At 26.0% G+C, this 13,620-nt stretch carries 11 protein-coding genes, 1 pseudogene and 1 other annotated feature; of the genes and pseudogenes, 11 read left to right on the top strand and 1 reads right to left on the bottom strand.

The annotated features are described in order from the left end of the window. The first annotated feature begins 87 nt into the window (after window positions 1-87). The 5 genes and pseudogenes from DR020_RS01925 to DR020_RS01905 all read left to right on the top strand — a co-directional run bounded on the left by DR020_RS01925 (window position 88) and on the right by DR020_RS01905 (window position 5,298). A complete protein-coding gene (locus DR020_RS01925; RefSeq protein ID WP_112365107.1) occupies window positions 88-1,314 on the top strand; it encodes an exonuclease SbcCD subunit D in 1,227 nt (408 codons plus the stop codon). Beyond that, window positions 1,301-1,984, top strand: a complete 684-nt coding sequence (locus DR020_RS01920) for an AAA family ATPase (RefSeq protein ID WP_160110432.1) — start codon at window positions 1,301-1,303, stop codon at window positions 1,982-1,984. Before DR020_RS01925 ends, DR020_RS01920 begins: the two co-directional genes overlap by 14 nt. Window positions 1,985-2,187: 203 nt before the next feature. Then, complete coding sequence (locus tag DR020_RS01915) at window positions 2,188-3,633, top strand: hypothetical protein (protein ID WP_112365105.1); 1,446 nt, start codon at window positions 2,188-2,190, stop codon at window positions 3,631-3,633. Between the two features lie 674 nt (window positions 3,634-4,307). Then, window positions 4,308-4,802: pseudogene (locus tag DR020_RS01910) on the top strand (SbcC/MukB-like Walker B domain-containing protein); the annotation flags it as partial. Window positions 4,803-4,824: 22 nt separating this feature from the next. Further along, window positions 4,825-5,298 (top strand): nucleoside deaminase, encoded by a 474-nt coding sequence (locus DR020_RS01905; RefSeq protein WP_055258310.1) that lies wholly within the window; start codon window positions 4,825-4,827, stop codon window positions 5,296-5,298. A 108-nt stretch (window positions 5,299-5,406) separates the two neighbouring features. Here the strand turns inward: DR020_RS01905 and leuS are convergent, their stop codons facing one another. Next, on the bottom strand, window positions 5,407-7,857 hold the full coding sequence (leuS, locus tag DR020_RS01900; protein ID WP_055258312.1) for a leucine--tRNA ligase: 2,451 nt from the start codon (window positions 7,855-7,857) through the stop codon (window positions 5,407-5,409). A gap of 51 nt (window positions 7,858-7,908) precedes the next feature. Continuing rightward, window positions 7,909-8,123, bottom strand: a binding site (T-box leader). Window positions 8,124-8,240: 117 nt separating this feature from the next. On the opposite strand from leuS, the gene DR020_RS01895 reads away from it, so the two are divergent. From DR020_RS01895 to DR020_RS01870, 6 genes are all read left to right on the top strand, one after another. Next, window positions 8,241-8,831, top strand: coding sequence for an IS3 family transposase (locus tag DR020_RS01895; RefSeq protein WP_146739580.1), 591 nt, complete (start codon window positions 8,241-8,243; stop codon window positions 8,829-8,831). A 226-nt stretch (window positions 8,832-9,057) separates the two neighbouring features. Then, window positions 9,058-10,206: an IS3 family transposase gene (locus DR020_RS01890; RefSeq protein ID WP_082412323.1), complete on the top strand. Its 1,149-nt coding sequence runs from the start codon at window positions 9,058-9,060 to the stop codon at window positions 10,204-10,206. Between the two features lie 18 nt (window positions 10,207-10,224). Further along, window positions 10,225-10,725 (top strand): hypothetical protein, encoded by a 501-nt coding sequence (locus tag DR020_RS01885; RefSeq protein ID WP_055258316.1) that lies wholly within the window; start codon window positions 10,225-10,227, stop codon window positions 10,723-10,725. Between the two features lie 551 nt (window positions 10,726-11,276). After that, on the top strand, window positions 11,277-12,890 hold the full coding sequence (locus DR020_RS01880; RefSeq protein WP_112365102.1) for a glycoside hydrolase family 16 protein: 1,614 nt from the start codon (window positions 11,277-11,279) through the stop codon (window positions 12,888-12,890). 15 nt (window positions 12,891-12,905) lie between these two features. Then, on the top strand, window positions 12,906-13,130 hold the full coding sequence (locus DR020_RS01875; protein ID WP_055258320.1) for a hypothetical protein: 225 nt from the start codon (window positions 12,906-12,908) through the stop codon (window positions 13,128-13,130). A gap of 115 nt (window positions 13,131-13,245) precedes the next feature. After that, on the top strand, window positions 13,246-13,476 hold the full coding sequence (locus DR020_RS01870; RefSeq protein ID WP_058992852.1) for a hypothetical protein: 231 nt from the start codon (window positions 13,246-13,248) through the stop codon (window positions 13,474-13,476). Window positions 13,477-13,620 lie beyond the last annotated feature (144 nt).

Here is a 13,620-nt window from a genome sequence, read left to right as displayed (position 1 = left end):
TATCAAATAAGGGATAAAGAAAAAGTATAATATTTATATAGGTGATAAAATTTACAATTATATTTAAATGACTTGGAGGGAGAATTTTTGAGAATATTACACACAGCAGATTGGCATTTGGGAAAGAGTTTAGAAAAGAGAAGTAGAATAGATGAACAAAAAAAATTTTTAGATGATTTTATAGAAATTGCTAAAGAAAATGATATAGATTTAGTTATTATTGCGGGGGATATTTATGATTCTAGTAATCCGCCTGCTATTGCTGAAAAAATGTTTTATGATACCTTAAAGAAAATATCTGATAATGGAAAAAGATTAATTTTAATTATAGCAGGAAATCATGATAATCCTGAAAGACTTGTAGCATCAGCACCTTTAGCTAGGGAACATGGAATTATAATGATTGGAACATTAAAAACTATAATTGATACTGGAAATTATGGTAGGCATAAAATTATAAATTCTGGTGAAGGCTTTATTGAAGTAGAGATAAATGGAGAGAAAGCTGTTATTTTGACAGTTCCTTATTTAAGCGAGAAAAGGTTGAATGAAGTTTTATATAAGGATATGGATAGTGATGAGGAGAGGATAAAATCATATAGTGATAGAGTGTTTTCACTTTTTGATTCTCTTAAGGATAATTATAGGGAAGATACGATAAATTTATTAGTTTCGCATCTTTTTGCTATGGGAAGTGAAGAGGGGGGATCTGAGAGAAGTATTCAGCTTGGTGGAAGTTATATAGTAAATTGCGAATGTTTTCCTAAAGAAGCTCAGTATATCGCTTTAGGTCATGTTCATAAACCACAACTAGTTCCAGGAACGAATAAAAAAGCTAGATATTCTGGTTCTCCAATTCATTATAATAAAAAAGAAGTTTCTTATAATAAAAAATGTTTTGTTGTAGATGTTAAAGCAAATGAGGAGGCTAATGTTAAAGAGGTTTATTTTAAAGTTTATAAGCCTATAGAAATATGGAAATGTGAAAATTTTGATGATGCACTATTAAAATGTGAAGAAAATAAGGATAGAGAGTGTTGGGTTTACTTAGAGATAAAGGTAGATAGATATATGAGAGAGGATGAGATAAAAAAATTAAAAGAGTTGAAAAAGGATATTTTAGAGATTACTCCAATAATAGAGAATATTCATAGAGATGATGAAAGTGCTATTAGTTTGTCAGAAAAAAGTTTTGAGGAATTATTTATTGATTTTTATAAAAAAGAAAGAATGGGAGAGCCAGATAAGGAAATTATAGATTTGTTTTTGAATTTAGTTTATGAAGAGGAGAATGGGGAAAATGAGACCAATTAGGCTTAAAATAAAAGGATTAAATAGTTTTATAGATGAACAAGAAATAGATTTTAATAAGCTTACTGAAAGAGGACTATTCGGAATTTTTGGTCCAACTGGAAGTGGCAAATCCACTATATTAGATGGTATAACTTTGGCTCTTTATGGTGATTTGCCAAGAAAGAGCACGAATTATATAAATATGAATTGCAATAGTTTAAATGTAAGTTTTGAGTTTTCTATATCAGATGGAAAGACTAAAACTTATAGAGTTGAAAGGGAATTTAAAACCGATAAAAAAACAGGTAGACCTAAAAGTGGGAAATGCAAAGTTTTAGATATAACACAGGTTAATCCTATAATTTTAGCAGAATCTGTAAAGGAAGTTACAAGGACATGCGAGAATATTATTGGTCTTGGTATGAATGATTTTACAAAAACTGTGGTTCTTCCTCAAGGAAGTTTTAGTGAATTTTTAAAGATAAGTGGCAAAGACAGAAGAGAAATGTTAGAAAGGCTTTTTAATCTTCAAGAATATGGTGAAAATTTAGAAAAAAAATTATCAGCAAAAAGTAAAGTGATAGAAAAGAAATTAGATATTATAAAAGGAAAATTAAGCAGTTATGAAGATATTAATTTAGACGATTTAGAAATAAAAGAAAATGAATTTAAAAATAATGAAAAAATATAAAACAAAAGAGTTCAGAGCTTTTAGAAATAAATGAAACTTATGAGGAAGCAAAAGAAATTTTTCAATTAAAGAGTGAACTAAATTCTTATGAGAATGAAAGAAATATAATAAGTATAGAGGCAAAAGATATTGAAAATAAAAGGGGGAAAATAGATAACATAGAAAAGTCATTAAGAATATTAAATTTTATAGAAAATTATGATATGGTATTAAACGAGTTAAATGAGAAAAATAAAAATTTAGAAGATTATAATCTTGAATTTGAGAACATAAAAAATAAAAAGAATAATATTCTAAAAGTTTATAATGAATTTTTAGAAAAAAAGCAAGAGAGTGTGCCAAAGTTAAAGATAAAAGCTGAAAGATTAGATAGTGAGTTAAAAAATAGAAAAGCTTTAAGAGTATTAGAAGAAGAAATAAATAGGTTAAATGAGATTATTAAGTTCCTTAAGATAGATAAGGAAAAAAGTATAACTCAAGTAAATAAAACGATAAATGAGATAGATGATATAAATTTAAATATAAAAAGTTTGGAAAAAAAATATGACTCTTTAAAGGTTGATAGAAATTTAAAAAAAGAAATTGAAGAAGCTTTAAGACTTGAAGAGGATTATTTGAGCTTAGGTAAAGATATTGATGAATCTCTAAAAGACATAGAATCTTTGGAAAAGAGTATAAAATTATGTGAGGACAAGAAAATAAGTTTACAAGATGGTAGAGATAGGAACTTAAAAGAGTTAAAAGAGTATGAATTTTTATTAGAAAATTTAAATAAAAATTGTCCAGCAGAAGATAAAGACTTATTAAATAAAAAAGTTTTATTAGAAAATATTAAAATAAAACAAGAGAAATTTAGTGATTGTAAAAAAAAAATAGATTTAAATAATAATAAAATTTTAAAGATAAATGATACGCTAAGTAAATTAAATGAGGAAAAAGATAATTTAAAAAAATTTATAGATTTATTAGAAAAAGAAGTAGATGATTTTAAAATTCAATCCTTGGGATTAAAGATTAGAGAAAAACTAATAGAAGGTGATATATGCCCTGTTTGTGGTTCTACTCATCACAATATAGAAATTTTTCAAGAGTTAGATTTAAGTTTATTAGAAAGTAAAAATTCTAAGCTTTTAAGAAATAAAGATGAATTGCTTGAAAAAGAAAGAGAAATAGCAAAGCTAGAGGAAAGAATAATAGCTATAAATAACGAAAGTAAAAATTTTAAAGATGAAATAAAATCTTTAGGGGAAGATTTTAGTGAAAATATAATTTGCGAATTGCAAAAAGAGATTTATATTTTAGAAAATGATATAAAAAGGTATAAAGAAGAAAAATTGAACCTCGAAAATAAACTAAATGATATTAAGGATATAGATAGAGATTTAAATAATGATATAAAAATATTAAATGTAAATCTAGAAAATAGTAGAAATAATTTAGATGATAAGATACAGAAAAGAAAAATAAGCTTAGAAAAATTTAATTCTTTAAATAATTTAATTGAAGAGAAGAGAAGCACTTTAAAAATAGATGATTTTAAAGAATATTATAAGGATTTAATAGAAAAAGAAAATAAAAGAGAAGAATTAGAGAGTTGTATAAAAGATAAACGGGCTTTTAAAGAAAAAAAGAAAGTGAAAGAGAGATAAAAAATAAAGAAAAGGAGGAGATAATTAATAGTTTAGCTAGTAATGAAGCTGCTTTAAAAGAAAAAGAAAATCAAAAGAATAATATAAAAAATAACTTAAATCAAGAATTTACTCAATTAGAAAATATAAATAATATAGAGAAAATTTTAATACAGACTAATCAGGAGATAAAGAATATAAATGAGTATTTTGAAAAATATATTGATGAAAAAAATTGTATAGAAGAAAAGTTTGAAGAAATCAATAATAAATTAAATAAAGAAAGTTTAAAAGTTAAAGCTTTAGAAGATAAAGAAAAATCAATAAAAGAAGAGTTAGAGTTTAATTTACAGAAAGAAAATTTCACCAATGTAGATGAGGTTGAGGAACTTTTAAAGGAAAAGCATACTTTAAAGGAATTAAAGGATTATGTAAAAAATTATGATGATAAGATGAAAGTTTTAGAGGTTAATATAGATAATGTATTAAAAAAGTTAAAGAATAGGGATATTTGCAATGAAGAATTAGAAAGTATAAGAACAAATAAAGAGAAGGTACAATGTGAATTAGATTCTCTAAAGGATGTCAATTTAATATTAAAGCAAGAAATTAAAAATTTAAAAGAAAAAATAGAAAAGTTTAAAACAATAATGAGTGAAAAGAAAAAAATAAAACATGATGAAATAATAATAAATGATTTGAGAAAGTTGTTTAGTGGAAGAAAATTTGTTGACTATATTGCAACAGAAAGGCTTAAATATGTGGCTTTAGAGGCTTCAAAAAGACTTAAGGAAATAACTAACAATAATTATTCTTTGGAAATAAATAAAGACGGAATGTTTATAATGAGAGATTTTAAAAATGGAGGTTGTATAAGAGATGTTTCAACTTTATCTGGAGGAGAAACTTTTTTAACATCTTTAGCTTTGTCATTGGCGTTATCTAGTGGACTTCAGCTAAAAAAAGCAGTGCCTTTAGAACTTTTTTTCCTAGATGAAGGTTTTGGAACGTTAGATGATGATTTGTTAGAGACTGTAGTAAGTTCTTTAGAGAAAATACAACATGAAAAATTAAAAATAGGAATAATAAGTCATGTTGAATCTATTAAAAATAGAGTACCAGTAAAACTTATTGTAACACCAGCAGAATCAGGTATGGGTGGAAGTAAGGTTAAAATAGAAAGAAATTAATAATATAGGAGAGATGGAAATTATGAATAAAAATGAAATAATGAAATTATGTGTTGAAAGTTGTATTGATGGAATGAAAAATCATGAGGGGGGTCCTTTTGGTTGTGCTATAGTAAAGGATGGAGAAGTTATAGCTGTTGCTCATAATACTGTAATTAAAACAAACGATCCAACAGCTCATGGAGAGGTAAATGCTATAAGAGAAGCCTGTAAAAAGTTAAATACTTTTGATTTATCGGGGTGTGAGCTATATACAACTTCTGAACCATGTCCTATGTGTATGTCAGCTATAATATGGGCTAATATATCAAAAGTATATTATGGGTGTACTGTACAAGATGCGAGGGATATAGGATTTAGGGATGAGCATATATTAAATTTCCTTAAAAATGATTGTAATGATAAAAAAATATTAGATTTAGAAGCTATTGATAAAACAGAGGCTTTAAAAGCCTTTGAGTTTTGGAAAAATGATGTTTCAAAGACAAGTTATTAGAATTTATTAAGTTTTTTTATAGAATTATTTTTAGTGATTTTATAGCAAAATAAGCGAAGAATTTTTTAATCTTCGCTTATTTTAAGTTTATTAGAAATATTATTAGCTCTATTTTACAACTATATTAACAAGTCTTCCCTTGATAACAATGACTTTAACTACAGTTTTGTCACCAATACTTGCTTTTATTTTTTCATCAGCAAGAGAGGCAGACTTTATACCTTCTTCATCTAAAGAGGATGCAACCATTATTTTATTTTTAATTTTTCCGTTAACTTGTATAGCTATTTCAACTTCATCTTTAACTAAAGCTTTTTCATCAAATACAGGGTAGCTCTCATTAAATACTGAATCTACATTTCCAAGAAGATTCCATTGTTCCTCAGAGAAATGTGGTGCAAATGGGGCTAAAAGTTTTATATAGTCTTCACAAGTTTCTTTTAAGAAATTTAAGTTTTTAGTGTCTTCTTGAATATATTTATGAAGAGCATTTAATAGTTCCATCATTCTAGCTATAGCAGTATTAAATTGAAGTCTATCTGTGTCAGAAGTAACAGATTTTATGGTATTATGTCTCCAAAAATTAAGTTCTTTTTCTGCAGAATCTAATGAATTTTTGTTGTTTTTATTAGAGTTTATAGCTTCTCTAGCAGAATCTAAAGTTCTTTCAATTCTTTCAACAAATCTATTTACAGATTTTATTCCATCATCACTCCAAGCACCGCCTTCAACATATCCAAATCCAAACATTAGATACATTCTAAATACGTCAGCACCATATTCTTTTATATAATCATCAGGAGATATTGTATTTCCTTTAGATTTACTCATTTTAAGTCCATCTGGCCCTAAGATTAAACCTTGGTGAGTTAATGATTTAAATGGTTCATCAAAGTTTAAATATCCCATATCTCTTAATGCTTTAGTTATAAATCTAGCATATAAAAGATGCATACAAGCATGTTCAGGACCACCAACATATTTATCAACAGGAAGCATTTTGTTTATAATATCAGGATTAAATGGTGCATCTGCATTTTTGTTATCTGGGTATCTTAAATAGTACCAAGAAGAACAAACAAATGTATCTAAAGTGTCAGTTTCTCTTTTTGCTGGTTTTCCACAGTGAGGACAAGTTGTATTTACAAAGCTTTCAGATTTTGAAAGTGGTGATTTTCCATCAGGAGTAAATTCAACATCATAAGGAAGTTCAACTGGCAACTGATTTTCAGGAACAGGAACTATTCCACAATCTTCACAGTAAACAACAGGAATTGGAGCTCCCCAATATCTTTGTCTTGAAACTAACCAATCTCTTAATCTATAATTAACCTTTTGTTCACCTAAGTTATTTTCAGCTAATTTTTCAACTATTTTAACTTTAGCTTCAGATGTAGTTAATCCATCAAATTCTCCAGAGTTAACTAAAATTCCATGTTCACAATATGGAAGATCTTCTTCACCTTTTTTAGAGTTTATTACTCTATTAATTGGAAGATTAAATTTTGTAGCAAAAGCAAAATCACGTTCATCATGAGCAGGAACTGCCATAACTGCACCAGTACCATAAGTTGCTAAAACATAATCTCCAACCCATATTGGAACTTCTTTTCCGTTTAGAGGATGAATAGCATAAGCACCACTAAACACTCCTGTTTTTTCTCTAGAAATTGATTGTCTCTCTATATCAGATTGCTTTTTAGCTTCTTCTTTATAGTTTTCAACAGCTTCTCTTTGAGCATCTGTAACTATTTTATCAACTAATGGATTTTCAGGTGCTAAAACAACATAGCTAACTCCAAGAAGTGTATCCACTCTTGTAGTAAATACATTAAAATCAAGGTCTGAATCTTTTATTTTAAAGTTAACTTCTGCACCAGTTGATTTTCCAATCCAATGCTTTTGCATAGCAACAGTTTTTTCTGGCCAATCTAATCCATCTAGTTTTTCTAAAAGTTCATCAGCGTAATCTGTTATTTTAAAGAACCATTGAGTTAAATCTTTTTTAGTAACTTCAGTTGAACATCTTTCACAAGTACCATCTGCCAAAACTTGTTCATTAGCTAAAACTGTATTACAAGAAGGGCACCAATTTACTGGAGCTTTTTTTCTATATGCTAATCCTTTTTCATAAAGTTTTAAGAATAACCATTGAGTCCATTTATAGTAGTCTGGCATACAAGTTACAACTTCATTATCCCAGTTAAACATTGCACCCATAGATTTTAGTTGCGTTTCCATAGTTTTTATATTTTTAACTGTTGAATCTTGTGGATGTATTCCAGTTTTTATAGCAAAGTTTTCAGCTGGAAGACCAAAGGCATCAAACCCCATTGGTTGGAAAACATTATATCCCTTCATTCTTTTAAATCTAGCCCAAGAATCTACTGGTCCATAATTAAACCAATGACCTGCATGAAGTTGGCTACCTGATGGATAAGAGAACATTTCTAAAACATAAAGTTTTTCCTTATCGCTATCTGGATTAAATTTATATAAATCTTTTTCTTCCCATATTTTTTGCCACTTTTTATCTATGGCAGTACTGTAATTTCCCATTAAAGTTCCTCCTTTTTATTTAAATATAAAAAAACCTTCCATCTCTAAACTTGAAGAGACGAAAGGATAATTTCGCGGTACCACTCTACTTAGAAAGATAAAATGTCTTTCTCACTTAATTATCTGATAACGAAGATAAAACGTATATGCTTTTAACATATATTGCTCCTAGGCAAGTTCATAAAAAGACAAATACTATGTTGCACCAAATTCATAGCTCTCTAAAATTTAATCTTTGAATTACTACTCCTACTCAAAGCTAATATTGTATAAAATATTATATAGTATTTATAAATCCCAAGTCAACAATAAAATATAAAATTTATAATTGTAGAAAAACATAGAAAGTGAAATTATAATAGAGAATTAGGGTGGTGGTAATTGTGGCAAATAGAAAATATTCTGAAGAGTTTAAAAAAAATATAGTTAATTTATATAAAAATGGAAATAGTGTAAAAAAAATAAGTGAGAATTATAATATTCCAAAATCAAATATAATTGCGTGGAGCAAGAAATTCCAAGAAATACAAATAAACAATAAAGAAAATATAACGGTAAAAGAAATAATTGACTTAAAGAAAGAATTACAAAAGCTTATAGAAGAGAATAGCATTTTAATAGATTTAGATGATATTTATGAAAAAAAAGATATAGAAAGGAAGGTAAAGTTTATAAGTGACAATAAAGAAGATTATAATATAAAAAGTCTTTGTGATATGTTAAATATAAGTGTTAGCACTTATTATAATTATTTAGCAAATAAAATGTTAGATAAGAGTAATAAAGAAAAATGGATAAATCAAATAGTAAAAGAGGTTTATATGGAAAACAAAGGAATATATGGTGTTAATAAAATGTATTTCGCATTAAGAAAAAAAGGTGTACATATAGGTAAGAAAAGAGTTCAAAAGATAATGAGAGAGTTAAGATTGTACCCAATTACACTAAAAAAACATAGCAATGTAAATATGTAACTTTGTTATATTTAAGTCAAAAATATTTGATATAAAAAATATTTGATATAAAAAATAATATTTTTTATTGATATACATACACTAGGAAAATTCAATAGATAAATAACGATGAAAAGGGTATTTGAAAGGATTTAAATAACTTTTATGATAAGATGAATTTGTAGACACGATAATATAAACTAATTTAAAATAAAATTAATAATAAAAATAATGGAGTGTCTAAGTAATGTGGGGCAGAAGGTATACAAAATGTGAGAAAGAACAAATAATAGCATTATATAATGCAGGGGTATCCTTAATTAAACTTAGCAAACGTTATAAGATTGAAGTACAAACATTAAGACTTTGGGTAAAAAGGTTTAGGAGAATTAAACTAAATAAAAGTGAAGTAATTACAATAGCTGAAATTAATAGATTGAAGGAAAATATAATTCTAGAAAAAAGAAAGAATAAAATATTAAAAAAAGCTCATGAGCACATTTTAAATAATAAACATATTAATAAAAAAAAAATCAAATTTATAAATAAAAATAAAACGGTATACTCTATAAAAACCATGTGTAGAATACTTAATATAAATAGAAGTACGTTTTATAAAAATATTAATAGAAAACAAACAAAGAGAGAAAAACAAAATAAAATATTAGAGAAAACAATATATAATATTTGTGGAAAAAATAAAAAGAAGTATGCAGTAATAGAGATAAAAAATATATTATCTAAAAAAGGATATAATATAAGCTTAAAAAAAGTTAAAAAATTTATGGAGAAAATGAAACTTTATTTGTACAAGAGAAAAACATATAAATATTCTAGAAAAAAGTATTATAATAAAGAATTTCCTAATATATTAAATAGAAATTTTAAAACTAATAATGTAAATGAGAAGTGGTTAGGGGATATAACATATATTTATATAAAAAATAGAGGATGGTGTTATTTGGCTTCAGTCTTGGAATTACATACAAGAAAAATAATAGGATATAGTATAGGAAAAAATATGACTACAGATTTAGCGATAAAATCTTTAGAAAGAGCTTGTAGAGGTAAAAAGTCTTTAAAAGGATTAATATTTCATAGTGATTTAGGAAGTCAATATACAAGTCATAAATTTAAAGAATATTGCGATAAGATGGGAATAATACAGTCATATAGTAAAAAAGGTTGCCCTTATGATAACGCTCCCATGGAAGCTTTTCATTCAATTTTAAAAAAAGAAGAGGTTTATTTAAAAAATTATAGTACTTTTAGAGAAGTGTGTATGAACTTATATAAATTTATAGAAAATTGGTACAATAAAAAAAGAATACATTCATCAATAAATTATATGACACCACATGAACTTGAGAATTTGATAAAAAGTAATAACTGTTAATTTATGGAGGAATTGAAGATGGCAAAAAATATGTGTAATGTAAAAGCGTGTGAAATGGTTTTAAAGTATTATGGAGAAGAGTATTTTTTAGTACAAGCAGAAAAAAAACTTCAAGAGTTGAGTAAATGCATATATGAAAGAGAAATAGATGAATTCATAGAAAAAATGGTTGAAGTAGAAATATGTTTATACATATTGAAGCAAATGAGATTTTTTGATGAAAAAAAATATAAAAAATTAAAAAATTATAAGATTAAGAGAAATTTAGAAATAATAAATTTTGAAATGAAAAAGAAGAGAAATAAGATAATACAAAAGAGGGATTTGGGTAAACTAAAGGTAGGGGAAAAAATAATATTACAACCTTTAATAGAGGATTATGAAAATGAAAAGGGTAAGATGGTAACGATATTAAATAAAAAAATTTATAATAAATATACATGTATTACAGTTGAAGGGGAAAAGAATGTATGGACTTTACCAGATGATATGGAAATATGTAATTTTTATAGAATATAATTAAAATAATATATAAAAGTTGAGATTGATATAAATAAAGAAGTGTAACTAAATTTTAGATATACTTCTTTTATAATTTAATTATAAAAAAATATAAAAATATGCTTGACTATTGTCAATAAATAGTATATTATAAAGACATGGAAAGCAAATCAGTACAGAACGTTCAAATACTAAAATTTTAAAACATTTCGATTATTAAATGATAAATTCTTAAAAAATTTCACGGAATCAATTAAAGATATTTCTAATACTATTTTAAATTATTAATATAATTAAAATTTCTTTTTGTTAATTTGATTGGTCTAAAATTAGATTCAATGAGATTAATGTCTAAACCTATAAAATTTCTTAAGAGAATTCCCGATTAATTTAAATAGATATTGTAGTTTTAAAACATAATTAATAATGGTGTGTTTTAAAAATCAAATCATAAATAAGCTTTTCTAAAAAATAGTAGGATCTTACTAATTCAATTAATTCATTGATGCATCAAATCTAAATAAAATAAATCCAAAATAAAAATTACAAATAACAAGGAGTGTATAAAAATGATAATATCAACAAAATTAAATAATGGTGAAAGCATTGAATTAGAAGTAGGAGTATTAGATGATTCTATTTTAACTAATATAGAGAATTCTATGAAATCACAAGGTTATGAAGGTCCCGTGTATGGATTTGAAATTGAAGGATTAGAGAGTTTAACAGATAATACAATAGAAGTTTCAGCAACACTAGAAGGAAATAGCAAATTTTTAAATCAAAATGTAAAAGTATATAGCTTTGATAAAGTAGCAAACACATTTAAATGCATAGGTGTAGCAAATGTAAACCAAGATTATAATATAACTTTTAATATAAAGGCATGTGGGGTATTCTTTATAGCACTTTTAAATGCACCAATTTATGATTCAAATGCGATGACATTAAGTTTTAGTGATAGCTTTGATTATGAAGGAGCACCAAATAGTGAAGTTTGGGGTTATGATATTGGAAATAATGATGGATGGGGAAATGGAGAACTTGAATATTATACTAATAGTTTAGATAATGTATCAGTAAAAGATGGAGAATTATCAATAACAGTTAAAAATCAAGCTATGGATGGATTTAATTATACATCAGGAAGACTTAAGAGTTTGAAATCATGGACTTATGGTAAGTTTGAAGTAAGTGCAAAACTTCCAAAGGGCGAAGGACTTTGGCCAGCTATATGGCTTTTACCAACAGATGATTGTTATGGTGCATGGCCAAATAGTGGTGAGATAGATGTTATGGAATGTACAGGAAAAACTCAAAACTATATACATGGTTCACTTCAAACAGAAGCTAGAAACTTTAAAGCTGCAGCTGGAGACCAAACAGCTCAAATAGAAATATTAGATGATTACAGTGAATTTCATACTTATGGATTAGTGTGGACTCCAGAATATATTACAATTCTTGTAGATGGAATAGAGTATTTTAAATCACAAAGAGATTTAGCACAACCTTTAAATACTAAAGAATTTCCTTTTGTTCAAGCATTCCATCTTATGTTAAATGTAGCTGTTGGTGGCTCAATGGGAGGAAGCACAATAGACACATCAGCACTTCCACAATCAATGGTTATAAATTCTATAAAGGTTTATGATTTAGGATTAGAAAACTTTTCTTTAAATGCAAATCCAGTAAGCACATATGTTACACCAGTATCAGATAGTCAAGTAGTTCTACAATCAGATTTTCAAAATTTAGATGTTATAGGATGTCAAAGTTATATAGATACACCAACAGCTAGTGCAAATGTTATATTTAATACAGAAACAAAAACAATGGATACTATAATAGATAATGCAGGAGATGCAAATTGGAATATTCAACTATATTATTCTGATTTAACTTTAGAAGGTGGACAAGAATATACTTACAATGTAACTTTAACATCAACAATAGATAGAATAGTATATGTTGGAATACAAGATACGAGTATAGGAAGCCCTTATTTCTTAAATGAGCAAAAGCTTACAGCCAATGAAAAAACAGTTATAAGCGGTGTGTATACACAAAAACAAACAGTTAATGATGATATAAGTATAATAGTTTATATGGGTTCAGCTCAAGGAACTTTAGAACCTCATACAATATCAGTAAGCAGTATATCAATTGAGAAAAAAGATTAGGCACAGGTATTAACTATGGATGAGCTAACAGAATATGTATATAGACAAGAAAATAAATTGCAAGAATATGAAGAAAAATTAAGTAATTTGTATGTTGAGAACTTAAAAATAAATGAAAAGGTAAATAGGCTTACTGAAAAAATCCAAAGCATATTTGCAGTTTTAAGGTGGATGTCTGTGACAGGACTAGGAGCTGCTTTAAGTTTAATTATCTTCATAATAGAAATTCATATAAAGTAAATTTAAGTTTTGTTGATTTTAGATAAATTTTATCTAAAATCAACAATAAATATATAAACGTAAAAGGAAAAGTGAACAGTAATAGAATTTATAGTTTATTAAAGGAGAGATTTTTATGAATTTACAACTTATTAATTTAATAATTACATCATCTATAATGGCAATTTTAATTATTTTGAATAGTTTGCATATCGGTATTACAAGGAAAGGATTGAAAAAAATAAATGGAGTTTTAAAAGATATAATATTAGATTGTAGTAAAGCAGCAAAAGAGATTCCAGCTAATAATACTATTGTTTCTTTAATAGAAAATGGTATAGATGATTTAGAAAATATCATTAAATAAAAAAATAAATTTAAAGGTAAATTAATAAAAAATTAATTTGCCTTTAAAATATTTTTATTATTACTATAATGTAGATTTATTAAATTTATTAACAATTTTTAACTTGAAAATATATAATATAAGTAAATGAATTTTTAGGAAAGA

The organism is Sarcina ventriculi, assembly GCF_900456775.1.
Taxonomy (GTDB): domain Bacteria; phylum Bacillota; class Clostridia; order Clostridiales; family Clostridiaceae; genus Sarcina; species Sarcina ventriculi.
The sequence above is the reverse complement of the archived record's forward strand: the minus strand, read 5'-3'. Positions and strand labels throughout refer to the sequence as shown.